At 66.4% G+C, this 25,938-nt stretch carries 27 protein-coding genes and 1 tRNA gene; 18 read left to right on the top strand and 10 right to left on the bottom strand.

Annotated features, from left to right (window positions below):
- Positions 1 to 2 precede the first annotated feature (2 nt).
- From ispH to DIE13_RS11960, 7 genes are all read left to right on the top strand, one after another.
- Positions 3 to 983, top strand: coding sequence for a 4-hydroxy-3-methylbut-2-enyl diphosphate reductase (ispH, locus tag DIE13_RS11990; protein ID WP_124827542.1), 981 nt, complete (start codon positions 3 to 5; stop codon positions 981 to 983).
- 271 nt (positions 984 to 1,254) lie between these two features.
- Positions 1,255 to 2,088 (top strand): branched-chain amino acid ABC transporter, encoded by an 834-nt coding sequence (locus tag DIE13_RS11985; protein ID WP_124827541.1) that lies wholly within the window; start codon positions 1,255 to 1,257, stop codon positions 2,086 to 2,088.
- Between the two features lie 211 nt (positions 2,089 to 2,299).
- The gene (locus DIE13_RS11980; RefSeq protein ID WP_124827344.1) at positions 2,300 to 3,250 is read left to right on the top strand and encodes a branched-chain amino acid ABC transporter permease; all 951 of its coding nucleotides are present in this window, start codon (positions 2,300 to 2,302) and stop codon (positions 3,248 to 3,250) included.
- Positions 3,251 to 3,269: 19 nt separating this feature from the next.
- Positions 3,270 to 4,439 (top strand): ABC transporter permease subunit, encoded by a 1,170-nt coding sequence (locus DIE13_RS11975; protein WP_124827343.1) that lies wholly within the window; start codon positions 3,270 to 3,272, stop codon positions 4,437 to 4,439.
- Between the two features lie 23 nt (positions 4,440 to 4,462).
- Complete coding sequence (locus tag DIE13_RS11970; RefSeq protein WP_059233415.1) at positions 4,463 to 5,239, top strand: ABC transporter ATP-binding protein; 777 nt, start codon at positions 4,463 to 4,465, stop codon at positions 5,237 to 5,239.
- The gene (locus DIE13_RS11965; RefSeq protein WP_124827341.1) at positions 5,239 to 5,955 is read left to right on the top strand and encodes an ABC transporter ATP-binding protein; all 717 of its coding nucleotides are present in this window, start codon (positions 5,239 to 5,241) and stop codon (positions 5,953 to 5,955) included. Before DIE13_RS11970 ends, DIE13_RS11965 begins: the two co-directional genes overlap by 1 nt.
- Positions 5,956 to 6,227: 272 nt before the next feature.
- A complete protein-coding gene (locus DIE13_RS11960) occupies positions 6,228 to 6,899 on the top strand; it encodes a DUF2278 family protein (protein WP_124827340.1) in 672 nt (223 codons plus the stop codon).
- Positions 6,900 to 6,918: 19 nt separating this feature from the next.
- Here the strand turns inward: DIE13_RS11960 and DIE13_RS11955 are convergent, their stop codons facing one another.
- The 3 genes from DIE13_RS11955 to DIE13_RS11945 all read right to left on the bottom strand — a co-directional run bounded on the left by DIE13_RS11955 (position 6,919) and on the right by DIE13_RS11945 (position 9,895).
- A complete protein-coding gene (locus DIE13_RS11955; RefSeq protein WP_124827338.1) occupies positions 6,919 to 7,374 on the bottom strand; it encodes a GNAT family acetyltransferase in 456 nt (151 codons plus the stop codon).
- A gap of 13 nt (positions 7,375 to 7,387) precedes the next feature.
- Positions 7,388 to 8,572 carry an acetylornithine transaminase gene (locus DIE13_RS11950; RefSeq protein WP_124827336.1) on the bottom strand — a complete coding sequence of 395 codons (1,185 nt, stop codon included), beginning with the start codon at positions 8,570 to 8,572 and terminating at the stop codon, positions 7,388 to 7,390.
- 291 nt (positions 8,573 to 8,863) lie between these two features.
- A complete protein-coding gene (locus DIE13_RS11945) occupies positions 8,864 to 9,895 on the bottom strand; it encodes a CDP-6-deoxy-delta-3,4-glucoseen reductase (RefSeq protein ID WP_124827334.1) in 1,032 nt (343 codons plus the stop codon).
- A 106-nt stretch (positions 9,896 to 10,001) separates the two neighbouring features.
- Here DIE13_RS11945 and DIE13_RS11940 point away from each other — a divergent pair, with 106 nt between their 5' ends.
- Entirely contained in the window at positions 10,002 to 11,039 is a 1,038-nt protein-coding gene (locus DIE13_RS11940; RefSeq protein ID WP_124827332.1) for an SDR family NAD(P)-dependent oxidoreductase, read from the top strand.
- Here DIE13_RS11940 and DIE13_RS11935 read toward each other — a convergent pair.
- Both DIE13_RS11935 and DIE13_RS11930 read right to left on the bottom strand, forming a co-directional pair.
- Positions 11,022 to 11,210: a hypothetical protein gene (locus DIE13_RS11935; protein WP_059527680.1), complete on the bottom strand. Its 189-nt coding sequence runs from the start codon at positions 11,208 to 11,210 to the stop codon at positions 11,022 to 11,024. The genes DIE13_RS11940 and DIE13_RS11935 overlap by 18 nt on opposite strands.
- 104 nt (positions 11,211 to 11,314) lie before the next feature.
- On the bottom strand, positions 11,315 to 12,031 hold the full coding sequence (locus tag DIE13_RS11930) for a pseudouridine synthase (protein ID WP_124827331.1): 717 nt from the start codon (positions 12,029 to 12,031) through the stop codon (positions 11,315 to 11,317).
- A gap of 114 nt (positions 12,032 to 12,145) precedes the next feature.
- Between DIE13_RS11930 and copC the strand changes: the two genes are divergently transcribed.
- The 4 genes from copC to DIE13_RS11910 all read left to right on the top strand — a co-directional run bounded on the left by copC (position 12,146) and on the right by DIE13_RS11910 (position 15,164).
- Positions 12,146 to 12,520: a copper homeostasis periplasmic binding protein CopC gene (copC, locus tag DIE13_RS11925; protein WP_124827329.1), complete on the top strand. Its 375-nt coding sequence runs from the start codon at positions 12,146 to 12,148 to the stop codon at positions 12,518 to 12,520.
- A gap of 73 nt (positions 12,521 to 12,593) precedes the next feature.
- Entirely contained in the window at positions 12,594 to 13,094 is a 501-nt protein-coding gene (locus DIE13_RS11920; RefSeq protein WP_124827327.1) for a DinB family protein, read from the top strand.
- A 182-nt stretch (positions 13,095 to 13,276) separates the two neighbouring features.
- The gene (locus tag DIE13_RS11915; RefSeq protein ID WP_124827326.1) at positions 13,277 to 14,050 is read left to right on the top strand and encodes an SDR family oxidoreductase; all 774 of its coding nucleotides are present in this window, start codon (positions 13,277 to 13,279) and stop codon (positions 14,048 to 14,050) included.
- A 184-nt stretch (positions 14,051 to 14,234) separates the two neighbouring features.
- On the top strand, positions 14,235 to 15,164 hold the full coding sequence (locus DIE13_RS11910; RefSeq protein WP_124827324.1) for a LysR family transcriptional regulator: 930 nt from the start codon (positions 14,235 to 14,237) through the stop codon (positions 15,162 to 15,164).
- 51 nt (positions 15,165 to 15,215) lie between these two features.
- Here the strand turns inward: DIE13_RS11910 and DIE13_RS11905 are convergent, their stop codons facing one another.
- Positions 15,216 to 16,112 (bottom strand): LysR family transcriptional regulator, encoded by an 897-nt coding sequence (locus DIE13_RS11905; RefSeq protein ID WP_124827322.1) that lies wholly within the window; start codon positions 16,110 to 16,112, stop codon positions 15,216 to 15,218.
- 105 nt (positions 16,113 to 16,217) lie between these two features.
- Here DIE13_RS11905 and DIE13_RS11900 point away from each other — a divergent pair, with 105 nt between their 5' ends.
- Positions 16,218 to 17,108 (top strand): alpha/beta fold hydrolase, encoded by an 891-nt coding sequence (locus tag DIE13_RS11900; protein ID WP_124827321.1) that lies wholly within the window; start codon positions 16,218 to 16,220, stop codon positions 17,106 to 17,108.
- A gap of 152 nt (positions 17,109 to 17,260) precedes the next feature.
- Here DIE13_RS11900 and DIE13_RS11895 read toward each other — a convergent pair whose 3' ends face one another.
- From DIE13_RS11895 to DIE13_RS11880, 4 genes are all read right to left on the bottom strand, one after another.
- The gene (locus DIE13_RS11895) at positions 17,261 to 17,938 is read right to left on the bottom strand and encodes an SDR family oxidoreductase (RefSeq protein ID WP_233409923.1); all 678 of its coding nucleotides are present in this window, start codon (positions 17,936 to 17,938) and stop codon (positions 17,261 to 17,263) included.
- A gap of 65 nt (positions 17,939 to 18,003) precedes the next feature.
- Positions 18,004 to 18,088 (bottom strand) — tRNA-Leu (locus DIE13_RS11890).
- 92 nt (positions 18,089 to 18,180) lie between these two features.
- The gene (locus DIE13_RS11885) at positions 18,181 to 19,338 is read right to left on the bottom strand and encodes an ABC transporter substrate-binding protein (protein WP_124827317.1); all 1,158 of its coding nucleotides are present in this window, start codon (positions 19,336 to 19,338) and stop codon (positions 18,181 to 18,183) included.
- A gap of 64 nt (positions 19,339 to 19,402) precedes the next feature.
- On the bottom strand, positions 19,403 to 20,344 hold the full coding sequence (locus tag DIE13_RS11880) for a CysB family HTH-type transcriptional regulator (RefSeq protein ID WP_124827311.1): 942 nt from the start codon (positions 20,342 to 20,344) through the stop codon (positions 19,403 to 19,405).
- Positions 20,345 to 20,560: 216 nt separating this feature from the next.
- Here DIE13_RS11880 and DIE13_RS11875 point away from each other — a divergent pair, with 216 nt between their 5' ends.
- The 5 genes from DIE13_RS11875 (at position 20,561) to DIE13_RS11855 (ending at position 25,932) form a co-directional block, all read left to right on the top strand.
- Positions 20,561 to 22,240: a nitrite/sulfite reductase gene (locus DIE13_RS11875; RefSeq protein ID WP_124827309.1), complete on the top strand. Its 1,680-nt coding sequence runs from the start codon at positions 20,561 to 20,563 to the stop codon at positions 22,238 to 22,240.
- Positions 22,241 to 22,265: 25 nt separating this feature from the next.
- Entirely contained in the window at positions 22,266 to 22,808 is a 543-nt protein-coding gene (locus DIE13_RS11870) for a DUF934 domain-containing protein (protein ID WP_124827307.1), read from the top strand.
- Complete coding sequence (locus DIE13_RS11865; protein ID WP_124827305.1) at positions 22,805 to 23,554, top strand: phosphoadenylyl-sulfate reductase; 750 nt, start codon at positions 22,805 to 22,807, stop codon at positions 23,552 to 23,554. Before DIE13_RS11870 ends, DIE13_RS11865 begins: the two co-directional genes overlap by 4 nt.
- 76 nt (positions 23,555 to 23,630) lie before the next feature.
- On the top strand, positions 23,631 to 24,593 hold the full coding sequence (gene cysD / locus DIE13_RS11860; protein WP_124827303.1) for a sulfate adenylyltransferase subunit CysD: 963 nt from the start codon (positions 23,631 to 23,633) through the stop codon (positions 24,591 to 24,593).
- 22 nt (positions 24,594 to 24,615) lie between these two features.
- The gene (locus DIE13_RS11855; protein ID WP_124827301.1) at positions 24,616 to 25,932 is read left to right on the top strand and encodes a sulfate adenylyltransferase subunit 1; all 1,317 of its coding nucleotides are present in this window, start codon (positions 24,616 to 24,618) and stop codon (positions 25,930 to 25,932) included.
- Positions 25,933 to 25,938 lie beyond the last annotated feature (6 nt).

Here is a 25,938-nt window from a genome sequence, read left to right as displayed (position 1 = left end):
TCATGAGCACCACCGATACGCTGTCCGGACAGACCGTCGCCGCCGACGCCGAAATCCTGCTGGCCCAACCGCGCGGTTTCTGCGCGGGGGTGGACCGAGCGATCGAGATCGTCGAGCGCGCGATCGCGATGCACGGTGCCCCGATCTACGTCCGTCACGAGATCGTCCACAACAAGTACGTGGTCGAGGATCTGAAGAAGAAGGGCGCCATCTTCGTCGAGGAACTCGAGGAAGTGCCGGCCGGCAACACCGTGATCTTCAGTGCGCACGGCGTGTCGAAGGCCGTACGCGACGAGGCCGACGTGCGCGGGCTGCGCATTTACGATGCAACCTGCCCGCTCGTCACGAAGGTGCACGTCGAAGTGGCGAAGATGCGCCAGGACGGCGTCGATATCGTGATGATCGGACACAAGGGGCACCCGGAAGTCGAGGGCACGATGGGGCAGGTCGAACGCGGCATGCATCTGGTCGAAAGCGTCGAGGACGTGCAGAAACTGCAGCTCGCCGACCCGGAACGCATCGCACTCGTCACGCAGACGACGCTGTCCGTCGACGATGCGGCGGAGATCATCGGCGCGCTGAAGGCGAAGTATCCGAAGATCCGCGAGCCGAAGAAGCAGGACATCTGCTATGCCACCCAGAACCGTCAGGACGCGGTGAAGTTCATGGCGCCGCAGTGCGACGTCGTGATCGTCGTCGGCAGCCCGAACAGCTCGAATTCGAGCCGCCTGCGCGAAGTGGCCGAAAAGCGCGGCGTGGCGGCATACATGGTCGACGCACCCGACCAGATCGATCCGGCATGGGTTGTCGGCAAGCGCCGCATCGGCGTGACGGCCGGCGCATCGGCGCCCGAAGTGCTCGCCCAGGCCGTGATCGCGCGACTGCGCGAACTCGGCGTGCGCAATGTCCGCGCACTCGACGGGATCGAGGAAAACGTGTCGTTTCCGCTGCCCCGCGGGTTGAACCTGCCGCCTGCCGCCTGATTGCCGCATCGCACCCGAGATACACCCGAAGCGCGCCTCACGGCGCGCTTTTTTTTGCACCGCATAATTCACATCGCAACCATTATTCACATTAATAGTGCAACCCGGTTGCTATGGCGCCGCTTAACCGTCTCTCAAAATTGGTTGCAATGCAGGAAAACCCCATCGAATCAGGATTATTGGCGTCCTATAAATGGAGTTACAATGCGCCCGTTTTCAAGCCGGAATGGCTTTGAAATCGGGTTTTGGCAAGGCGCGGGAGACCTACTCGATGCATGTGAAGTTGGCTTACGCCATGTCCGTCGCCGCACCGGTTGCAATGCTTGCCGGTTGCAGCAAAAAGAGCGACGACGGGGCGGGCAGGGAGGCTGCGGCACTCGCAGAACCGGCGGCCAGCGACGTGCGCGCTGCCACGACCGCTGGTGCGGTGCCGTTGGCGTGCCGCATTGCGCAATCGGACAGGAACAAGGATAACGGGGCACGTTTGGCGATCGAGGAATTCAACGCGCAAGGCCCGAAGTTCGGCATGCAGGCAGCCCGGCACGCAGTACCCGCCGACGCCGCGGCCAACCGGGCAACGGGCACGCGAGTGGCCCGACAACGCGCTGCCGGCCGCGATGCGGCCGCAGCGGGGCGCGTCGATCGACGGACGCCCTGGTTTCGGGGCAACGCAGGCAACGTGCAGATGTCGCTGATCCCCTTTCATTTCGATTCGACGAAACAGCATGTCGCCGCGCCCCGTCGCGTTGCGGCAGGCGCGCTGTTTCATTCGACGGATTCCGACGGACTCCTGACGAAAGTCGGGTGTCGTCTTCGCGATGCCGGTGACGGCGTCGCGCGGGCGGCGGACGGCGCGCTTGCGAAGCAGGCGACGGCGTCCGGCATCGGAGCGCAAACCCTTGGCGGCAATGGCATGTGCGCCGCCAAGGTGGTCGAGCCCGCGCACGACGCGGCGCAGAACCTGATCTGTCCGGTTGCGGGTTTCATCGCGGCCCGGACGGAAAAAGGCACGGACTTCGGGAAACCGGACGACGGCTGTTTCGGCACGCAGCTCTACGACTTCAAGGAGGCCAAGTACACCGTCCTCGATGTCGTGACGATTTAGCGACGGGACTCATGATGGCACCGGAACAGTGCGGTGCCGTTTTTGTATCCGCTCCGGCGGCAGGTCCGGCTGTACAGGCCGGGCGGCGCGCGCCGGGACGATCCACCCTTACCGGTATCGACTAGTACCCGCAGTGTCGCCGAGAAGGCGCGATTCCTCGCTTACCCGCGGGGCGCAACGTCCTCCGGCAGCACGGGCCAAGGAGCTTTAAATGGATATCTTCGTCCAGCAGGTTCTCAACGGGCTGGTGCTCGGCAGTGTCTACGCCATCATCGCGTTGGGCTACACGATGGTGTACGGCATTCTCGGCATCATCAACTTCGCGCACGGCGACGTGCTGATGATCGGTGCGATGGTCGCGCTCTCCGCGATCACCGTGCTGCAGAACCACTTCCCCGCACTCGGCAACGTCGCGACGCTGACGATCGGTCTTGGCATCGCCGCGGTCGTCTGTGCATTCGTCGGCTTCGCGATCGAGCGGGTCGCATACCGGCCGCTGCGCCGCGCGCCGCGCCTCGCACCGCTGATCACCGCGATCGGCGTGTCGATCCTGCTGCAGACGGCTGCGATGATCATCTGGTCGCGCAACCCGCTGCCGTTCCCGCAACTGCTGCCGACCGATCCGATCAACGTGATCAAGGCCACCGACACGACGCCGGGCGCCGTGATCTCGGTGACCGAAATCGTGATCATCGCGGTGGCGTTCATCGTGATGGCAGGCCTCCTGCTGCTCGTGCACAAGACCAAGCTCGGTCGTGCGATGCGTGCGATCGCGGAAAGCCCGAACACCGCGAGCCTGATGGGCGTGAACCCGAATTTCGTGATTTCGGCGACGTTCATGATCGGCTCCGCGCTCGCCGCGCTGGCCGGCGTGATGATCGCGTCCGAATACGGCAACGTGCACTTCTACATGGGCTTCATCCCCGGCATGAAGGCGTTCACGGCCGCGGTGCTCGGCGGGATCGGCAACCTTGGCGGCGCTATGGTCGGCGGCGTGCTGCTCGGCCTGATCGAGCAGCTCGGCGCGGGCTACATCGGCAACCTCACGGGCGGCGTATTCGGCAGTAACTACCAGGACGTGTTTGCATTCATCGTGCTGATCATCGTGCTGGTGTTCCGTCCGTCGGGCCTGCTGGGCGAACGTGTCGCGGATCGCGCGTAACGGAAGGGGAGCAAACAACATGACATCCATTCAACCGATCGAATCGTCGACGTCGCTCGTCGAACAGCGCAACACGGCCAAGACCGTCACCATCGGCATCCTGACCGCGGCCCTCGTGATCGCGGCACCGATCGTGATCGGCTCGGCCGGCGGCAACTACTGGGTCCGCGTGCTCGACTTCGCGATGCTGTACGTGATGCTTGCGCTGGGCCTGAACGTGGTGGTCGGCTTCGCCGGCCTGCTCGACCTGGGCTACATCGCGTTCTACGCGGTAGGCGCTTACACGGCGGCATTGCTGAGCTCGCCGCACCTGACCACGCAGTTCGAGTGGATCGCGGCGCTGGCGCCGAACGGATTGCACCTTCCGTTCTTCATCATCGTGCCGATCGCGATGGCGCTCGCGGCGACCTTCGGGATACTGCTCGGCGCGCCAACGTTGCGCCTGCGCGGCGACTACCTGGCGATCGTTACGCTCGGCTTCGGTGAAATCGTCCGGATCTTCATGAACAACCTCGACCGTCCGGTGAACATCACCAACGGCCCGAAGGGGATCACGGGCATCGATCCGGTGCACGTCGGCGGCTTCAGCCTCGCGCAGACGCATACGCTGTTCGGCTTCCAGCTGCCGTCGGTCTACCTGTACTACTACCTGTTCGTGCTGTGCTCGCTGCTGGTGATCTGGGTCTGTACGCGTCTGCAGCACTCGCGTATCGGCCGTGCCTGGGCGGCGATCCGCGAAGACGAAATCGCCGCGAAGGCGATGGGCATCAACACCCGTAACGTGAAGCTGCTCGCGTTCGCGATGGGCGCGTCGTTCGGCGGCCTGTCGGGCGCGATGTTCGGCGCGTTCCAGGGCTTCGTGTCGCCCGAGTCGTTCACGTTCTGGGAATCGATCGTCGTGCTGGCCTGCGTCGTGCTCGGCGGCATGGGGCACATCCCGGGCGTGATCCTCGGTGCGGTGCTGCTCGCGATCTTCCCGGAATTCCTGCGCTCGACGATGAGCCCGCTGCAGCACGCGCTGTTCGGTCACGACATCGTCGATACCGAAGTGATCCGTCAGGCGCTGTACGGCCTCGCGATGGTGGTCATCATGCTGTACCGCTCCGAAGGCCTGTGGCCCGCGCCTAAGCATGAGGACAAGATCGCGAAACTGGCGAAGCGCAACAGCAAGAAGCCGGTGCGCGCTTAACCAACGGACAAGGGGATATACACATGAGCGACAAGCAAATCCGACTGTCCGTGCAGGGCGTGAACAAGCGCTTCGGCGGGCTGCAGGCACTGTCCGACGTCGGCCTGCAGATCAAGGAAGGCGAGATCTACGGCCTGATCGGCCCGAACGGCGCCGGCAAGACCACGTTCTTCAACGTGATCACGGGTCTCTACACGCCGGACTCCGGCGACTTCAAGCTGGATGGCACGAACTACACGCCGACGGCCGTGCACCAGGTGGCCAAGGCGGGCATCGCGCGCACGTTCCAGAACATTCGCCTGTTCGGCGGGATGACGGCCCTCGAGAACGTGATGGTGGGCCGCCACGTACGCACCAAGCACGGGCTGCTCGGCGCGGTGTTCCAGACGCCGGCCGAACGCCAGGAAGAGCGCGAGATCAAGGAGCGTGCGATCGAACTGCTCGAGTACGTCGGCGTGCTGCAGTACGCCGACTATACGTCGCGCAACCTGTCGTACGGCCACCAGCGTCGTCTCGAAATCGCGCGGGCACTGGCCACCGACCCGAAGCTGCTCGCACTCGACGAACCGGCGGCCGGGATGAACGCGACCGAGAAGGTCGAACTCACGCGCCTGCTCGACAAGATCCGTTCGGACGGCCGCACGATTCTCCTGATCGAGCACGACGTGAAGCTCGTGATGGGGCTGTGCAACCGGATGACGGTGCTCGATTACGGCAAGGTGATCGCCGAGGGTCTGCCGCAGGACGTGCAGAAGAATCCGAAGGTGATTGAGGCATATCTCGGCGCAGGGGTGCACTGATGGCAGCGGCAATGTTGAAAATCAAGGGCTTGCAGGTCAACTACGGCGGCATCCAGGCCGTCAAGGGCGTTGACATGGAAGTCCGTCAGGGCGAGCTCGTGACGCTGATCGGCGCGAACGGTGCAGGCAAGACCACGACGATGAAGGCGATCACGGGTCTCAAGGCTTATTCGGCGGGCGACATCGAGTACGACGGCAAGTCGATCAAGGGCGTGCCGTCGCACGAGCTTCTGAAGCGCGGCCTCGCGATGGTGCCCGAAGGCCGCGGGATCTTCGCGCGGATGTCGATCATCGAGAACATGCAGATGGGTGCGTATCTGCGCAACGACAACGAGCAGATCAAGAAGGACGTCGACCGGATGTTCGGCTTCTTCCCGCGTCTGAAGGAGCGCGCGACGCAGCTCGCGGGCACGCTGTCGGGCGGCGAGCAGCAGATGCTGGCGATGTCGCGCGCGATCCTCTCCAAGCCGAAGCTGCTGCTGCTCGACGAGCCGTCGATGGGCCTGTCGCCGATCATGGTCGAGAAGATCTTCGAAGTGGTGCGCGAGATCTCGAAGGAGGGCATCACGGTGCTGCTGGTCGAGCAGAACGCACGCCTCGCGCTGCAGGCTGCCGACCGCGGCTACGTGATGGACTCTGGCACGGTCACGATGGAAGGCGACGCGAAGCAGATGCTCGACGATCCGAAGGTGCGGGCCGCGTATCTGGGTGAATGAGCGAGTGAACGAGCGGGCCCGGCGGCGCGCGACGGCGGATGCCGGGCGCGTCGCACAAGAGCTTTCGAAAAGCTGTCACGGGATGCCGTGACAGCTTTTTTTTCGTGCCGGGCGATTCGGGCCGAACTTGTGCGTGCGTGCGGGACTCCATTCGACTGTCGTGCCGCGCCCGCGGCGCGGGAACGATCGGGCGGCCGTCCGCGGCAGGTCGCCTGCAAACCGACACACGGGCCGTGTAGCATCGAGGTCCCACCGGGACACGGAGAGCACGCATGAGTCTGGACTACGGTTTCGTGAAGGCGAAGGTGACATCGGTGGCGAAGCTGAAGGGCTCGCCGCACGGCAGCGAGATCCAGTATCACATCCACCTGACGCTGGCGTTACCGGGCGGCAACTGGGACGTCGCGATCAACGTCGGCACCAGCGACGCGGACGACTTGCTGAACTACAAGCTCGTTTACGATTTCCATCATCCGGTCACCGCGACGCTCGCGGCCGCGCCCGAAGGCTATACGGATCTCACCGGGCAGGCCGCGCTGCCGGCGCTCGACTATCTGCGTAGCGACATCCTGAACGAGACGGGCGCGTGGCGCGCCAGCGCGGTGATGGACGGCACCGAGAATCCGGAGCCGATCCCGTCGCTGCTGCGGCTCGTCAATGCCGCGCAGTCGCAGGGGCTCGATGTCGTCGTGTTCGGCCGCACGTATTCGGAAGGCAACGGCATTCACGACACGCACATGAACCAGGGTTCGACGGGCTCGAACTACCTGCATCGCGCGGGTGACGACCACAACGATCACAACGACGTGTGGCAGGACGGCGCACTGATCGTGCGCGTGAGCGATACGCAGTGGGCCGCGTATTTCGCGGCGTTCGAGCAGCAGGCCGTGCCGACCGACGCGCTCGGCAATCCGTTGCCGGGCGCGGGGCCGATCACGCGCTGACGAGGGTGGCTGCCGGCCGTCAGGCGGCCGGCAGCGTCTTGCCGAACGAGATGCGTTCCTCGACGCGATAGCCGAGCGCCGCATAGAAACGGCACGCATCGTCGTTGCCGGGCAGTACCTGCAGATTGATCTTCAGGCAGCCGCGCGCGGCGAGCGCACTTTCCGCATGCGCGATCAGCGCGCGGCCGATGCCGAGCCGACGTGCATCGTTCGATACGCCGAACGAGTAGAGCCAGCCGCGATGTCCGTCAAAACCCGCCATCAGCGTGCCGACGACCCGCGCGCCGCAGGTCGCGACGAAGAACAGCTCCGGCTGTGTCGCGAGCTTCAGCTCGATCGATCGCAGCGGATCGCGGTGCGGCGGCGCGCCGGTTTCATCGTACTGCGGGAACGCGTCACGCCAGACCGTGAGCACGGCATCGGTGTCGGCACGTTCGAACGGGCGGATAGCGACAGCATCGGCGGCGGCATCCATCGCGGCGGTCTCCTTACAGCGTGTCGAGGATCGACCGCAGCATCGCCATCATCTGGTCGATCTCTTCGGTCGTGACGTTCAGTGCAGGCATGAAGCGCAGCAGGTTCGGGCGCGCCGCGTTGAGCAGCAGGCCGTCGGGCTGCATCTCGCGAGCCTTCTCGACGATCTGCGGGCCGATGTCCTTGCCGAGCAGCAGCGCGCGCAGCAGGCCTTCACCGCGTTCGCCTTCGAAGCCGCGCTCTTCCGACAGTTCGAGCAGCTTGCGCTTGAGATACTCGCCGCGGGCGCGCACGCCTTCGAGGAAGCCGGGTGCGACGAGTTGCGAGATCACCGAGTAGCCGGCCGCCGTCATCAGCGGGTTGCCGTTGTACGTGCCGCCCTGGTCGCCGGCCTCGAACACCGCGACGTCGGCCTTCGACAACAGCGCCGCGAGCGGCACGCCGCTGCCGATGCCCTTGCCGAGCGTCATGATGTCCGGCTCGATGTCGGACAGTTCGTACGCGAACAGCGTGCCCGCGCGGCCGCAGCCGCTTTGCACTTCGTCGACGATCAGCAGCAGGTTGTGCTGCTTCGTCAGCGCGCGCAACTCGCGCATGAATTCGCGCGTCGCCGGAATCACGCCGCCTTCGCCCTGGATCGGCTCGAGCATCACGGCGACGGTCTTGTCGGTGATCAGCTTCTCGACCGAATTGATGTTGTTCAGTTCGGCCTTCGGGAAGCCCGGCACCTGCGGTGCGTAGATCGTGTCCCAGCCCGGCTTGCCGCTGGCCGACATGGTCGCGAGCGTGCGGCCGTGGAAGCTGTGGTCGAAGGTGATGATTTCGTACGCACCGTTGCGGAACTTGCGGCCCCACTTGCGCGCGAGCTTGATCGCGCCTTCGTTCGCTTCGGCGCCGCTGTTCGTGAAGAACACCTTGTCGAACACGCTGTGCTGCGTGAGCAGCCCCGCGAGCTTCGCCATCGGCTCGTTGTAGAACGCCGGCGACGGGTTCAGCAGCGTTTCCGCCTGCTTCTTCAGCGCTTCGACCACGCCGTCGTTGCAGTGGCCGAGACTGTTGACGGCCCAGCCCTGAATGAAGTCCAGATATCGCTTGCCCGTTTGATCGTAGAGCCACGAACCCTTGCCGTGCGTAAACACGATGTCGGGGCGGTTCGTGATGTACATCAGCGAGTCGATCGGGTAATCGTTCAGGGGCATGGCAGCAGACTCCAGCGGACGTTGAAAGGGAAACGGGCAATAAAAAAGCCACGGAATGCCGTGGCTGGTGGATCGAACAGCTGGTGCGTAACCGGTGAAGCGGGGAAAGGTTACGCGCGAGTCCGTGACGAGCCGGCGGCATCCGGGCGGAGCGGCGAGCGGCGACGTCGGAGAGCGGACAGGAAGCGGTTCATGTGCGCAAGCATAAGGCATCCCGCGCCCCACTGTAAACCGCCGCGATGCCACGGATGTGACACGGCGGCGCGCAGCGGGGGCGCGGGCGCCCGGTACTCAGACCGGATGTGCGAGATCGGCGGCGCTCGTGAACGAGTCCGCGTAGAACTCGTCGGCCGGCAGCGCGTGGTGCTGCGTGAAGTCGCGCTGCGCGGATTCGACCATCACCGGCGCGCCGCATGCGTACACCTGGTGGCCCGACAGATCGGGCAGGTCCTCGATCACCGCGCGATGGACGAAGCCGGTGCGGCCGGTCCACTGGTCGGCGTCTTCCGGTTCGGACAGCACCGGCACGTACTTGAAGTTCGGGATCTCGCGCGCCCACTGCTCGGCGAGCTCGCCGAGGTAGATGTCCTTCTTGCGGCGTGCGCCCCAGTAGAGTGTCATCGGGCGCGTGATGCCCGAATGCCTGACGTGCTCGATGATCGCCTTGATCGGCGCGAAGCCCGTGCCCGAAGCAAGCAGCACGATCGGCTTGTCGGAATCCTCGCGCAGGAAGAACGTGCCGAGCGGGCCTTCGAAGCGCAGGATGTCGCGTTCCTTCATCGCGCCGAACACGTGATCGGTGAACTTGCCGCCCGGCATGTGGCGGATGTGCAGCTCGATCGGGCCTTCCTCGTGCGGCGCGTTCGCCATCGAGTAGCTGCGGCGCGAACCGTCCTTCAGGATGAACTCGACGTACTGGCCCGCGAGGTACTGCAGGCGTTCGTTGGCGGGCAGTTGCAGCTTCACGATCATCACGTCGTCGGCGCGGCGCTCGAGCGCCGCGATCCGGCACGGCAGCTTCTTCACTTGCACGCCGTCGACGCCGGCGATTTCACGTACGTCGATCTCGAGGTCGCACTGCGCCTTCGAGCAGCACAGCAGTGCAAGACCGCGCGTGCGTTCGTCGTTGGACAGTGCCGACGCGGCGTGCGGACCCTGTTCGATCTGGCCCGACACGATCTGGCCCTTACAGGAGCCGCACGCGCCGTTCTTGCACCCGTACGGCAGATGGACGTTCTGGCGCAGCGCTGCCGCCAGCACGGTTTCGTCCGACTCGACCTGGAACTGCCGGCCGCTTTGCTTGAGAGTAACGTTGAATGCCATAGAACCAAATAGAACAAAATGTGGGGACCGTGCATATCGCGCACGGCAGCTACAATGCAAGCCCGTTGCGCGCCGCGCAACGGTGGCTACTGATTTCGCAACCAACATGATCGCGACTCGAATCCTGCGCCGGCCGCGTGTACTGATCGTCGGCTGCGGCGACGTCGGGCTGCGCTGCGTCGCGCAATGGCGCGACGCGCACCGCAACCTGCGCATCGTCGCGCTGACGAGCCATCCGGGCCGCTGCGACACATTGCGCGCGGCGGGCGCGACGCCGATCGTCGGCAACCTCGATCGCCGGGAGACGCTCGGTCGTCTCGCCGGGCTCGCCCGGACGATCCTGCATCTTGCGCCGCCGCAAGCCGACGGTCGCGACGACCTGCGCACGCGTGCGCTGATCGCCGCATTGTCCGTGCCCGCGCGGCGGCCGTCCGTACCGGCGGTATCGTCGGTCGGCCGGCTCCGCACGCTGCGCGCCGCTGCCCGACAGGCTGGCGCGCCGGTTCGGGCAGCGCGTATTGTACCCGACGCCCTTCGTGCGCCGACGCTCGTCTACGCCAGTACGACGGGCGTATACGGTGACTGTGGCGGCGCGCGAATCGACGAAACCCGGCCGCTGCGCCCTGCAAATTCGCGTGCGTTCCGGCGCGTGTCGGCCGAGCGTCAATTGCGGGCGGCGACGGTGCGCGGCGTGCTGTCCGCGCGCATCGTACGCATTCCCGGCATCTATGCGGCGAACCGGCTGCCGCTCGCGCGGCTCGAGCGCGGCACGCCGGCGCTCGACGCGGCCGACGACGTGTACACGAACCACATCCATGCGGACGACCTCGCGACGATCCTGCGCCGGGCAGCCGTGCGCGGCAGGCCGGCGCGCGCGGTGCATGCGTCGGACGACAGCGAACTGCGAATGGGAGAGTATTTCGACCGGGTCGCGCAGGCGTTCGGCCTGCCGCCGCCGCCGCGCATCAGCCGCGCGGACGCCGAGCGTCAACTCGAGCCGACGCTCCTGTCGTTCATGCGTGAATCGCGGCGCTTGTCCAATGCCCGGCTCAAGGCCGAATTGTGCGTGACGTTGCGCTATCCGACCGTAGACGAATTCCTTCAAACGGTCGCGCCGAGCGGTGCATCAGGTGAGCGCGGGTAACGCTTCGATCAGCAGGAAGCACAGCAGCGCACCGATCAGCGCGCCAATCAGGTTCGGATGATATTTGTGCTTCATGTGCATCGTGGCCAGCAGCCCGCCGATCACGATGGCGCCCACGACCGCGAACGCGATCGTCACGTACGAAAGTTCGAACGAATGGTTGATGTTCATGATGTCCCCCTGCGTCGCTGCTCGTACAGCTTGTGATTTCAGTATAGCGGGGGATGGCACGGCCGCGATGCGGCCGGACGTCGAACGATCGTGCGGATTTTCCCTTACAGGGTTTTGACGGAATTGCGCAGTGCTGAAAGGTCCGCTTCGCCGAGCCAGCGCCATGCGCCCGGTGCGAGGTCGTCCGGCAGCGTGAAGCCGCCGATGCTTTCGCGGTGCAGCGCCTCGACGCGATTGCTGGCCGCGGCGACCATTCGTTTCACCTGATGATATTTGCCTTCGAGCACCGTCAGCGCGAGCGCGTGCGTGTCACGCGCGTCGGCGGCGACCGCCGCGATCGGCTTCGGCTCGCCGTGCAGTTGCACCCCGGCGCGCAACGCCGCGAGCTGCGCGTCGTCGAGCGGGTGGCGCACGGTGGCGACGTAGGTCTTCGGCACCTTGCGTTTGGGGGACGTGTACGCATGCACGAACTGGCCGTCGTCGGACAGCAGCAGCAGGCCCGTCGTGTCCTGGTCGAGGCGCCCGACGCACTGCACGCCGCGCGCGACGAGCGGCGCCGGCAGCAGGCTGAACACGCTCGCGTGGTGCTGCGGGTCGCGCGAACACTCGTAGCCGGCCGGCTTGTTGAGCGCGAGATACGCGTGCGCGTGAAACGGCCATGCCGCGTCGTCGACCGAGAACACCAGGCCGTCGGTGTCGAACGATGCGTCGGGGTCGGTCGCGCTCGCGCCCGCGACGGCGACGCGGCCCGATTCGATCAGGCCGCGGCACTGGCGGCGCGAGCCGAAGCCCTGTGTGTAGAGAATGCTTTCGAGATCCATAGCGCGCGCATTCTATCAAGCGGCGCGCAGGCATCGGCGCGAATCGGTGCGCGCTGGTAAGCTGCCGGGACGTCGCGCCGCGCGCGGCGTTCGTTCATTCTTCACGGAAAGTCCATGCAATTCGATCCGCTGCAGTTCGGCCGCAAGGCCGCCGTCGTCGTGCTGGCCGCAATGGTCTCTTCGGCGGCATTCGCGCACGCGCACATCGCGAACAGCAATCCGGCCGCGAGCGCTGCGCTGGCCGCCGCACCGGCCGCCGTCACGATCGATTTCACCGAGCCGCTGGAGCCGGCGTTCAGCTCGATCGTCGTCGTCGACGGCGAAGGCAAGACCGTTTCCAACGGCCGCGCGAACATCGATGCCGCGACCGCCAGGCGGATGACGGTGCCGCTCGCCGCGATCGGCACGGGCGCCTATACGGTGAAATGGGTGGCGGTTGCGACCGACGGGCATCGCACGCAAGGGGCATACGGCTTCAGCGTGAAGTAGCGCCATGACGGCGGCTGGCTCGTGCCGGGGTTGCCGCCGTCTTTCCGTCTTCATCCGGCACGGAGCCTGCCGCATGAATCAGACGACGCTCGACGCACTCGCCGATTTTCCCCGCCTGCTCGAAGCCCATTTCGCCGCCGTGCCGGACGGCTATGCGCGCTGGATGCCCGACGACTGGAGCGGGATCCCGAGCGAGCGCTTCTCGCCGCTCGGGCAGCTCTGCCATGTGCGCGACATCGAGATCGACGGCTATCACGTGCGGCTGCGGCGCATGCTCGGCGAGGATCGTCCGCTGCTGATGTCGATCGACGGCGATGCGCTCGCGACCGAGCGCCGCTACGACGCCGCCTACGCGTCCGACGTGCTCGCGGCGATTCGCGATGCGCGGCGCGACACGCTCGACGTGCTCGCACGCCTCACCCCGGAACAGTTCGCGCGCACCGGCGAGTTCGAAGGCTACGGCCCGCTGACCGTGCGTGGTCTCGTTCATTACCTCTGCAGCCACGACCAGCAGCATCTGGCCGGCATGCAATGGCTGCTCGGCAAGATCGATGCAACGCTGCATGCGCGCTGAATTGCGCGGCCGCCCGCAATCGTCTCGAGCGGATTTCGGGTCGGTTGTCGGTGGGGCATGACACCGTTCCCGTATTCCGATTGGGTCATTTTTCTGGATAATCCATCCAGCCGCGCCCGGCTGACCGGTGCGTCGCGCGTGCCTACACTCCTAGTTTCATTCAACGCAAAAAGGAGTCAACCGTGGCCACTCACACGCTCGCAGACAAGGTCGTCCTGATCGCAGGCGGCGCCAAGAATCTCGGCGGCCTGATCGCCCGGGACCTGGCGAGCCACGGCGCGAAGGCGGTGGCGATTCACTACAACAGCGCGGCGTCGCAGGCGCAGGCCGAGGAAACGGCTGCGGCCGTGCGCGCGGCCGGTGCGCAAGCCGCGACGTTCCAGGCCGACCTGACGACGGCTGCCGCGGTCGAGAAGCTGTTCGACGACGCGAAGCAGCGCTTCGGCAAGATCGACATCGCGATCAATACCGTCGGCAAGGTGCTGAAGAAGCCGTTCACCGAAATCACCGAGGCCGAATACGACGAGATGTTCGCGGTCAACAGCAAGTCGGCATTCTTCTTCATCAAGGAAGCGGGGCGGCACCTCGAGGATCACGGCAAGCTCGTCACGCTCGTGACGTCGTTGCTCGGTGCATTCACGCCGTTCTACGCGGCCTACGAGGGGTCGAAGGCGCCGGTCGAGCACTTCACGCGCGCGGCTTCGAAGGAGTACGGCGCGCGCGGGATCTCGGTGACGGCGGTCGGGCCGGGCCCGATGGACACGCCGTTCTTCTACCCGGCAGAAGGCGCCGACGCGGTCGCGTATCACAAGACCGCGGCCGCGCTGTCGCCGTTCAGCAAGACGGGCCTGACCGACATCGAGGACGTCGTGCCGTTCATCCGCCATCTGGTGACCGACGGCTGGTGGATCACCGGGCAGACGATCCTGATCAACGGCGGCTATACGACGAAGTAACCGGCGAAGTCACGCCCGGCTGCGGTCGTTGCGGGCGCGTGGCGTACCGCAATGGCGCGTTTGCATGGACAATGGACGGGCGCGCGGGCACGAGGCCGCGCGCCCGTTCCTTCTGTGCCGCCGGAGCCGGCCGCTGCGCGCGACGGCGGTCGGTGACGGTTGCCCGAACCCACGTTTTCCGCCGATGGACAAGCTGGACCAGGTCAGGATCTTCCTTCAGGTTGCCGAGATGGGCAGCTTCATCAAGGCCGCGCATGCGCTCGACGTGCCGCGCGCGACCGTGTCGGCGGCCGTCCAGCAGCTCGAGACGGCGCTCGGCACGCGCCTGCTGCATCGCACGACGCGGCAAGTCCAGCTGACCGCCGACGGTGTGCTGCTACTCGAGCGCGGCCGGCGTCTGCTCGCGGAAGCCGACGAGCTCGACCGGCTGTTCCGGCGGCGCGATCGCGACGTGGTCGGGCGGCTGAACGTCGATGCGCCGAGCCGGATCGCGCGCCGCGTGATCGCGCCCGCGCTGCCGTCGCTGTTTCGCCGCCACCCGAAGCTGCAACTGTCGCTCGGCTCGACGGACCGCTCGATCGATCTGGTACAGGAAGGCGTCGACTGCGCGATTCGGGTCGGGCGGCTCGCGGACAGCAGCCTCGTCGTGCGGCCGCTCGGGCAGTTCGCGCTGATCAACTGCGCGAGCCCAGACTACCTGCGCGAATGCGGCGTGCCCGAGCATCCGGACGCGCTTGCGCACGGGCACTGGGCGATCGGCTATGCGTCGCCGACGACCGGGCGCGAACTCGACTGGGAATACTGCGCGGACAGCGGGCGGCACACGCTGGCGCTGCCGAGCCGCGTGATCGTCAACAACGCCGAAACCTATATCGCGAGCTGCATCGCCGGGATGGGGCTGATCCAGATTCCGCGCTTCGACGTCGCCCATCTGCTCGACAGCGGCGCGCTCGTCGAGGTGATGCCCGGTCACCGGGCCGCGCCGATGGATGTGTCGGCGGTCTATCCGCATCGTCGCCACCGGTCGCGGCGGCTCAACGCGTTCATCGAGTGGTTCGGGGCGCTGATGGCGGATGCGTTGAACGAAACCGGCGCGGCTACGGGCGCCCACTGAAGGGTGTCGGGCGCGAGCCGCGCGGGATTTGCAGGGCAGGGTAGCGAGGGATCAGCCCGTCTGCACGGCGAACCGCCGGGTGCGCCCCGTGGCGCGTACCGCATCGATCAGCGCGGCACAGGTCCCGTCGGGCTTCGACGCGAATGCGTAAAAGCGCGCGGCCGGCAGTGCCGGCAGCCCGTCATCCGGCCCGCACGCGCGCAGGCCGTCGCGCAACTGGCTGCGCGCGAGCGCCGTGACCGCGAAGCCCGCGAGTGCGGCCGACACGCAGCCGGCCATGCTGCCGCTTTCGAACTGCACGCGAAACGGCCGCAGCGCGGCGGCGAGCGCGGATACCGCCGCTTCACGGTACACGCAGGGCTCCGGAAACAGCGCGAGCGGCACGTCGCCTTTGGCCTCGAGTGCGGTGTCCGACGCGAATGCCCACACCAGAGGCTCTTCCCACAGCAGTTCCCCGGCCGAGTCGACCTGCCGGCATTGCTTGCCGAACACGACGTCGAGCCGGCCCAGCGTCTGCTCGCGCAGCAGCGATGCGGTGACGCCGACCTTCAGCTCGATCGACGAGCGTGGATGGCTGTCGCGGAACGTGCGCAATACCTGCGGCAGCCACGTGCCCGCGAAATCCTCCGACGCGCCGACCCGCAGCGGGCCATGTGCCGGAGCGCCGCGCAGCCGGGCCCGCACTTCGCGCTCCATATCGACGATGTTGCGTGCGTACGCGTAGAGGGTGTCGCCGGCCGGCGTCAGAGCGACGCGGCGCGTCGTGCGTGCGAGCAGCACCGTGCCTGCTGCCTGCTCGAGCCGCTTGATGTGGCCGCTGACCGCGGACGGCGTCAGCGCGAGGCGCTCGGCGGCCGGCGCGAAACCGCGGTTGTCGACGACTTCGAGGAAGGTGCGCAGCAGCGCGATGTCGAGTGCGGTCGACGCGGGGTCGGTGAGCGGTTCCATCGATCGATTCAACGCAATATTCGAAGAATGAATCATGATACTCCGCGAATCGTGATGAGATACGGATCTACCATCGACCTTCGGGTTCACTTGCCGGAGTACACGATGACCGCTTATCGATTTGCGACGACCGCGTCGCTCGAAGTCGCCTATCTCGAATGGAACCCGCGCGGCCAACGCGTGGCCGTGCTGCTGCACGGCTGGCCGGACAGCCCGGCTGGCTGGGCTGCGGTCGCGCAAGCGCTCGCCACACGCGGCTATCGCGTGCTCGCGCCCGCGCTGCGCGGCTTCGCGCCGACCCGATTTCGCGATCCGGCGGTGCCGCGCAGCGGCCAACTGGCGGCGCTTGGTCGCGACCTGCTCGACTTCGTCGACGTGCTCGGCATCGAGCAGCCCGTGCTGGTCGGGCACGACTGGGGCGCCCGTGCGGTCGCGAACGCGTGCGGCTTGCGCGACGGAGCGGCGTCGCATCTCGTGATGCTGTCGGTCGGCTATGGCACCAACGATCCGCTCCAGCCGCTGTCACTGCAGCAGGCGCGCAACTACTGGTATCACTGGTTCATGGCGACGCCGCGCGGCGAGCAGGCATTGCGCGACGACCGTCGCGCGTTCGCGCGCCTGATGTGGGACACGTGGTCGCCGCCGGGCTGGTATGGCGATGCGGAATTCGACGCGGCAGCCGACGCGTTCGACGGACCGGACTGGATCGACGTTGTGCTGCATTCGTACCGGCAGCGATGGGGTTTCGCGCCCTGCACGCCGGCCTATGCGGACGACGACGCGCGGCTGAACCCGGCGCCGGTCCTGTCGGTGCCGACGCTCGTGCTGCATGGCGGCGCCGATACCTGCAATCATCCGGACAGCTCGGCCGGGCGCGAGCGCTTCTTCGCCGGGCGCTACGCGCGGCAGGTGCTGGACGGGGTGGGGCATTTCCCGCAGCGCGAGGCACCGTCGGCGGTCGCGGAGGCAATCCTCGGGTTCTGCGAACGGAGCTGAGACGCACCGACCGGCCCGGCGCGTTGCGGCCGGCGCTTTCGCACGTCGACGAGCAGACTACATGGCGCGGCGCGCGACAATGACTTCCTTCGTGATCGATCTCCCGCAGGCGGCCGGCCCCCGTATGCGTTGTGCGCGATTCCCGGCGTCGGTCAGCACATGCCGCCGTTTGCGCGCAGGATCTGGCCGTTGAGCCACGCGCCGTCGGGGCCCGCGAGGCAGGCGACGACGCGGGCGATGTCCTCGGGTTGGCCCAGCCGCTCGAGCGGGTTCGTCTTCGCCATCCGCTCGACGAGTTCGGGGCTCTTGCCCTGCAGGAACGGCTCGGGCGCGCCGGCGCTCACGCTGATGCCGCGGCCGCGCAGCTCCTGCGCGAGTACCTGCGTCATCCCTTCGACGGCCGCCTTGTTCGCGATGTACACGCCGTAGGTCGGCAGGCGCATGCCGATCACGCTCGACCTCAGGTTCACTATGCGGCCGCCGTCGCGCACACGTTTCGCTGCCTCGCGGCTGACGTTGAACGTGCCCTTCAGGTTGATCGCGACGGTCTGGTCGAAGGCCGCGTCGTCGAACTCGGCGAGCTTCATGACGCCCGCGCTGTTGACGACCACGTCGATGCGTCCGGACGCGTGCTCGGCCGCATCGAACAGCGCACCAACCGCTGCCGGGGCGGCGACGTTCGACTGTACCGCGATGGCTTCGCCGCCGTCGGCGACGATCGCATCGACCACGTGCCGGGCCGGCCACGCGACGCGATGCGGGATATCGTCCGGAAACGGACGGGCGCCGAGGGGCGCGCGTGTTGCGACTTGTGCGGAGAGATGGGGCAACAAAAAACCCGCGAAGCGATGTGCTTGCGCGGGTTTCGAGTGCAGCGCGTGACGCTGCGAAATGCTGGTGCCCAGGGCCGGAATCGAACCGGCACGCCTTGCGGCGGGGGATTTTGAGTCCCCTGCGTCTACCAATTTCACCACCTGGGCCTTGATCCTGGCCGCGCATGCGATTGTGCGCGGCGAAGCGAGGATTATGGCGGAAAACGGGGCACCGGGCAAGCTGCCCGATACCGGCCGCGTTACTGGCTCAGATAGACGAATTGGCCGTGCCTCACGATCCCCATCACGCTCGCGCGCTGATCGAGCCCCACATGGTCCTTCTCGCTCGTATTGACCACGCCGTTCGGCACGACGAGTTCGTGCGCGCGTTCGAGCTCGCGCCGCAGCGCCGTGCGAAATGCCGGCGTGCCGGGCTGCGCGGTCTTCAGCGCGCGGCCGACCGCGTCCGCGAGACGCGGGTACACGCCCGCCGCGTCGCCCGCGAACTGCGTAACCGTGCCGGCGCCGTATTTCGCTTCATACGCGTCGACGAATGCCAGCGCGGCCTTGCGGGCCGGATGGTCGGCGGGCAGCGTGCGCGCGACGACCACCGGCTGGGTCGGGAACAGCGTCCCCTCGACATCCTTGCCGCCGAGCTTGATGAATTCCGGCGTCGCGATCCCGTGCGTCTGGTAGATCGCGCCCTTGTAGCCGCGCTCGATCAGCGTGCGCTGCGGCAGCACGGCCGGCGTGCCCGAGCCCGCGATCAGGATCGCGTCGGGCTTCGCAGCCATCAGCTTCAGCGCCTGGCCCGTGACGCTCGCGTCGGTACGGTTGAAGCGCTCCGTCGCGACGACGCGGATCTTGCGCACTTCGGCGAAGCGCGTGAATTCGTTGAGCCAGCTGTCGCCGTAGCTGTCCGCGAAGCCGATGAACCCGACCGTCTTCACGCCGTGGTTGGCCATGTAGCGTGTCATCACGTCGGCCATCGCGCTGTCGCTCTGCGCCATCTTGAACGCCCAGGTCCGCGCGCCTTCCTGCGGCTCGACGATCGCGCCGGAGCCGACCAGCGTGATCATCGGCGTCTGGGCGGCCGCCACCGCGTCGAGCGCCGCGAGCGCGGCGGGCGTGATGTTCGGCCCGACGACGACGTCGACATGATCCTCGTCCACCAGCTTGCGGATGTTGCGCACCGCGGCGCCCGGGTCGGACGCGTCGTCGAGCACCGTCACCTGCAGCGGCTGTCCGGCGATCGTCTTCGGCCACATCAGGATCGCGTTCTTGCTGGTGATGCCGATCGCGGCGGCCGGGCCGGTCGACGACAGGTCGACGCCGACCTTCAGGTCGGCATGCGCGGCCGCGCACGCGAGCACGAGGGTGGCACCGGCAGCGCGGCGCAACAGGGCGGGAAGCGTCATGCGGGAATCTCCGTCGGACAACGAAAAAGGGGCGCGATATGCGCCTCTCGTTTATACACGTCGGTCAAAGCTCGTACGATTCGGATTCGCCCTTGAGCGCCTGCTCGATCAGCTTGCGGTTCAGCGTCGGCGACAGCAGCTCGACGAGCGTATACACATAGCTGCGCAGGTAGGCGCCCTGCTTGAGCGCGACGCGCGTCACGTTGCTGCCGAACAGGTGGCCGACCGGGATCAGCCGCAGGCTGCGGTCGCGCTCGGGGTTGAACGCGATGTCGGCCATGATCCCGACGCCGAGGCCGAGCTCGACATAGGTCTTGATCACGTCGGCGTCGATCGCTTCGAGCACGATGTCCGGCGACAGCCCGCGCAGCGCGAATGCGTGGTTGATCTTCTTGCGGCCCGCGAACGCGTCGTCATACGTGATCAGCGGGTACTGGGCGAGATCGTCGAGCGTGACCGGCTTGCGTTCGAGCAACGGGTGGTCGGCCGGCACCACGGCCGCGTGGTGCCACTGGAAGCAGGGCAGCGACACGAGCTCCTTGTAGTCGGCGATCGCCTCGGTCGCGATCGCGAGATCGGCCTGGTCGTGGATCACCATCTCGGCGACCTGCGTCGGGCTGCCTTGCAGGATCGACAGATGCACTTTCGGGAAGCGCTTCTTGAACTCCGCGATCGCGGCCGGCAGCGAGTAGCGCGCCTGCGTGTGCGTCGCGGCGATCGTCAGGTTGCCCTGGTCCTGCGCTGCGTAATCTTTTCCGACCCTTTTAAGGCTTTCGACCTCCTGCAGGATCCGCTCGACCGACGCGAGGATGATCCGGCCCGGCTCGGTGAGCGAGCGCACACGCTTGCCGTGCCGCGTGAAGATCTCCACGCCGAGCTCGTCCTCGAGCTCGATGATCGCCTTCGATACCCCCGGTTGCGACGTATACAGTGCCTTGGCGGCCTCGGTGAGGTTGAAATTCTGCCGGACGGCCTCGCGCACGAAGCGAAATTGGTGCAGGTTCATTTATAACCCTTCCGCATATCAACAGAATTTTTTAGTCGTTTGAAATATAAGGCGAGTTTATTACGATTCACCGGAGTTTTTCAAATATGGATATCTGTTTTCGTCATTAGCAATCCAGCCGGGCAGCGGAAGGCCGGCGATGGCGGCGGAACGGAGATTCGGGCGCGACGTGGCTAGGACGTCGCGCGGTCACCACGAAAACCCTGGGGTCCCCGAATGTATCAGTACGACCAATACGACCAGACGATCGTCGACGAGCGAGTCGCACAGTACCGCGATCAGGTGCGCCGCCGCCTGTCGGGCGAGTTGAGCGAAGACGAGTTTCGTCCGCTGCGCCTGCAGAACGGCCTGTACATGCAGCGCCACGCGTACATGCACCGCATCGCGATTCCGTACGGTAACCTGCGCAGCGAGCAGCTCCGCATGCTGGCGCGCATCGCCCGCGAGCACGACCGCGGCTACGGCCACTTCTCGACCCGTTCGAACATCCAGTTCAACTGGGTCGAGCTGGAAGAAACACCCGAGATCCTCGCGAAGCTCGCATCGGTGCAGATGCACGCGATCCAGACGTCGGGCAACTGCATCCGCAACATCACGGCCGATCAGTTCGCTGGCGTGGCGCAAGACGAAGAGATCGATCCGCGTCCGTGGGCCGAGATCCTGCGCCAGTGGTCGACGTTCCATCCCGAATTCGCATGGCTGCCGCGCAAGTTCAAGATCGCGGTGTCCGGCTCGAAGGACGACCGTGCGGCCGTGCAGATCCACGATCTCGGCGTGTACCTGAAGAAGAACGCGCAGGGCGAAGTGGTCGCGAGCATCCTCGCGGGCGGCGGCCTCGGCCGTACGCCGATCATCGGCGCGGTGATCAAGGAAGACCTGCCGTGGCAGCACCTGATCACGTACTGCGAAGCCGTGCTGCGTGTATACAACCGCTACGGCCGCCGCGACAACCTGTACAAGGCGCGTATCAAGATCCTCGTGAAGGCGCTGTCGCCGGCGAAGTTCGCGCAGCAGGTCGAGGAAGAGTGGCAGCACCTGAAGGACGGTCCGTCGACGCTCACGCAGGCGGAAATCGACCGCGTGTCGCAGTACTTCAAGCCGCCCGTCTACGAGAAGCTGGCCGACACCGACGCGTCGTTCGAACAGCACCTGCTCGAGAACAAGGCATTCGCGCGCTGGGTCGAGCGCAACGTCGCGCCGCACAAGGTGCCGGGTTATGTGGCCGTCACGCTGTCGCTGAAGGATCACCGCGTGGCGCCGGGCGACGCGACGGCCGAGCAGATGGAGCAGGTGGCCGACTGGGCCGACGCGTACTCGCTCGGCGAACTGCGCGTGTCGCACGAGCAGAACCTGATTCTCGCGAACGTGAAGAAGCGCGACCTGTTCGCGCTGTGGGAAAAGGCCAAGGCGGCCGGCTTCGCGACGCCGAACGTCGGCCTCCTGACCGACATCATCGCGTGCCCGGGCGGCGACTTCTGCTCGCTCGCGAACGCGAAGTCGATCCCGATCGCGCTGGCGATCCAGCAGCGTTTCGACGATCTGGACTACGTGTACGACCTCGGCGACCTGTCGCTGAACATCTCCGGCTGCATGAACTCGTGCGGTCACCATCACGTCGGCAACATCGGCATCCTCGGCGTCGACAAGGACGGGGCCGAGTGGTACCAGGTGTCGCTCGGCGGCGAGCAGGGCACGGGCCGCAACGGCGCGCGCCTCGGCCGCGTGATCGGGCCGTCGTTCTCCGCTGAAGAGGTGCCGGACGTGATCGCGAAGCTGATCGAGACGTTCGTCGAAGCGCGCATCGACGGCGAGCGCTTCATCGACACGTACGACCGCATCGGCATCGCGCCGTTCAAGGAGCGCGTGTATGCGGCGCGCCAGGCAGTGAACGCGTAACCAACCGGGTAGAAGGAATTTGCAGATGGCTTCGATTATCAAGAACCGCGCAGTGATCGACGATGCATGGCAGGTCGTGCGCGCGGCACAAGACGGCGCGCTGCCCGCGGTCGACACGTTGCCGGCCGGCAAGGTGCTGGTGCCGTTCGCGCTGTGGCAGGCCGAGCGCGCGGCGCTCGTCGCCGCGAAGACGAAGGACGAACTCGGCGTATGGCTCGCGCCGGACAGCGAGCCGGCCGATCTCGTGGCCGACTTCGGCGCGATCTCGCTGATCGCCGTCGATTTCCCGCGCTTCGCGGACGGCCGCGGCTACAGCATCGCGCGCCTGTTGCGCGAGCGTCACGGCTGGACGGGCGAGCTGCGCGCGATCGGCGACGTGCTGCGCGACCAGCTGCTGTACATGTCGCGCTGCGGCTTCGACGCGTTCGCGGTGCGTGCCGACAAGGACATCCACGACGCGCTGAACGCGTTCGGCGAATTCACGCAGCGTTACCAGGGCGCATTCGACGAGCCGGCTCCGCTGTTCCGCCGTCGCGAGGCTGCGGCCGACACCGAGGTGAGCGCATGAGCACCGCGACCGCCATCGCGCTGACGCCGGAACTCGCCGCGAAGGTCGAGCGTCTCGATGCGCTGCTCGCGCAGATCGGCGCGCGCCACGACAAGGTGAAGTTCGCGAGCAGCCTTGCCGCGGAAGACATGCTGCTCACGCACGCGATCCTGTCGAAGGGCGCGTCGATCGGCATCTTCTCGCTGAACACGGGCCGCCTGCACGCGGAAACGCTCGGCATGATCGACCGCGTGCGCGAGCGCTACGGCTACGAGATCGAGCAGTTTCACCCGCAGCAGGACGCGGTCGACCGGTACGTCGCCGAGCACGGCCTGAACGCGTTCTACGAAAGCGTCGAGCTGCGCAAGTCGTGCTGCCACATCCGCAAGGTCGAGCCGCTGAATCGCGCGCTGGCCGACGTCGGCGCGTGGGTCACGGGCCAGCGCCGCGAGCAGTCGGTCACGCGCGCGGAGCTGCACGAGGAAGAGCAGGACGAAGCGCGCGGGATCGCGAAGTACAACCCGCTCGCCGACTGGACGGAAGCCGACGTGTGGGCGTACCTTAAAGCGTTTGACGTGCCGGTCAACCCGCTGCACGCCCGCGGCTACCCGAGCATCGGCTGCGAGCCCTGTACGCGTGCGATCCGCCCCGGCGAGGACAGCCGTGCGGGCCGCTGGTGGTGGGAGTCGCGCGACACGAAGGAATGCGGGCTGCACATCACGATCACGCCGATTCCCGCGGCAGCCGTTGCCGGCGCCGCGCACTGAAAGCCCGATAAGAAACTGAATATTGCGCCGCCTGCGACAGCGGGCGGCACGAACCCAGAAGAGAAGGACTGAAATCATGAGCACGACGCTCGAGCAATCCGCCTTTGCCCGGCCCACCGGTGCCGACAACCGCATGGGCCACCTCGACTGGCTCGAAGCCGAGTCGATCCACATCCTGCGCGAACTGGTCGCCGAGTGCAGCAAGCCGGCGCTGTTGTTCTCGGGCGGCAAGGATTCGGTCGTCGTGCTGCATCTTGCGCTGAAGGCATTCGGCCTCGGCGCGAACCGCAAGACGACGCTGCCGTTTCCGCTCGTGCACATTGACACGGGTCACAACTACGAGGAAGTGATCGACTTCCGCGATCGCCGCGCGAAAGAGCTCGGTGCCGAGCTGGTGGTCGGCCACGTCGAGGATTCGATCAAGCGCGGCACGGTCGTGCTGCGCCGCGAAACAGATTCGCGCAACGCCGCGCAGGCCGTCACGCTGCTCGAGACGATCGAGCAGCACGGCTACACCGCGCTGATCGGCGGCGCGCGCCGCGACGAAGAGAAGGCGCGTGCGAAGGAGCGGATCTTCTCGTTCCGCGACGAATTCGGCCAGTGGGATCCGAAGGCGCAGCGCCCGGAACTGTGGAGCCTGTACAACGCGCGCCTGCACAAGGGCGAGCACCTGCGCGTGTTCCCGATCTCGAACTGGACCGAACTCGACGTGTGGCAGTACATCGCACGCGAAAACCTCGAACTGCCGTCGATCTATTACGCGCACCAGCGCGAGATCGTGCGCCGCAACGGGCTGCTCGTGCCCGTCACGCCGCTCACGCCGATGCGTGACGGCGAGACGAGCGAGGTCGCGCAGGTGCGCTTCCGCACGGTCGGTGACATCAGCTGCACGTGCCCGGTCGAGAGCGACGCGGACGACGTCGAGAAGATCATCGCCGAGACGGCGGTGACCGAGATCACCGAACGCGGCGCGACCCGGATGGACGATCAGGCATCCGAAGCCGCGATGGAACAGCGCAAGAAGCAAGGTTATTTCTGAAGCACACGAGGACATTCACATCATGAGCATCATCGAGAACAACGAAGACCTCGGCGTGCTGCGCTTCATCACCGCAGGCAGCGTCGACGACGGCAAGAGCACGCTGATCGGCCGCCTTCTGTACGACAGCAAGGCCGTGCTGTCCGATCAGCTGTCCGCGCTGTCGCGCGCGAAGAACAAGCGCACGGTCGGCGACGAGCTCGACCTCGCGCTGCTGACCGACGGCCTCGAAGCCGAGCGCGAGCAGGGCATCACGATCGACGTCGCCTACCGCTATTTCGCGACCGCGAAGCGCAAGTTCATCATCGCCGACACGCCGGGTCACGAGCAGTACACGCGCAACATGGTGACGGGCGCATCGACCGCACATGCGGCGATCATCCTGGTCGACGCCACGCGCGTGACGGTCGAGAACGGCGTCGCAGAACTGCTGCCGCAAACCAAGCGCCACAGCGCGATCGTGAAGCTGCTCGCGCTGCAGCACGTGATCGTCGCGATCAACAAGATGGACCTCGTCGACTACAGCGAAGCGCGCTTCAACGAGATCCGCGATGCGTACGTCGCACTCGCGAAGCAGCTCGGCCTGACCGACGTGCGCTTCGTGCCGGTGTCGGCGCTCAAGGGCGACAACATCGTCGGCGCGAGCGAGCGCATGCCGTGGTACGCGGGCGAGCCGCTGCTCGACGTGCTCGAATCGCTGCCGGTCGAGACGCAGGCGCATGACGCGCTGCGCTTCCCGGTGCAGTGGGTCGCGCGCCAGGACGGCAGCTCGGCCGACGACTTCCGCGGCTACATGGGCCGGATCGAATCGGGCGAAGTGAAGGTCGGCGACGAAATCGTCGTGCTTCCGTCGAACCGCACCGCCACGGTCGCCGAGATCGTGGCACCGGTGCCGGGCGGCACGGCTTCCGTCGCACATGCGTTCGCGGGCCAGACGGTTACGATTCGCCTCGAAGAGGACGTCGACGTGTCGCGCGGCGACATGTTCGTCACGACCGCCGAGCCGGTCGCGCCGGCGAAGAAGCTCGAGGCCGACCTGTGCTGGTTCGACGAGACGCCGCTCTCGCCGCAGCGCAAGTATCTGCTGAAGCAGACCACGAGCACGGTGTTCGCGAAGATCGGCGCGGTCAAGGAAGTGCTGGACGTGCATACGCTGTCGCATGCCACCGACCGTCAGGAACTGAAGATGAACGACATCGGCCGCGTGGCGCTGACGCTGCAAAAGCCGATCGTCTGCGATACGTACGACGCACATCCGGGTACGGGCGCTTTTGTGCTGATCGACGAGGCGACGCACCACACGGTCGCCGCCGGCATGATCCGGGCGTTCTCGGCGTAACCGGCG

Origin of the sequence: Burkholderia sp. Bp9016, assembly GCF_003857765.1 — a bacterium.
GTDB lineage: Bacteria > Pseudomonadota > Gammaproteobacteria > Burkholderiales > Burkholderiaceae > Burkholderia.
Note: the sequence above shows the minus strand (reverse complement) of the source record. Positions and strands in the feature narration are given on the sequence as shown.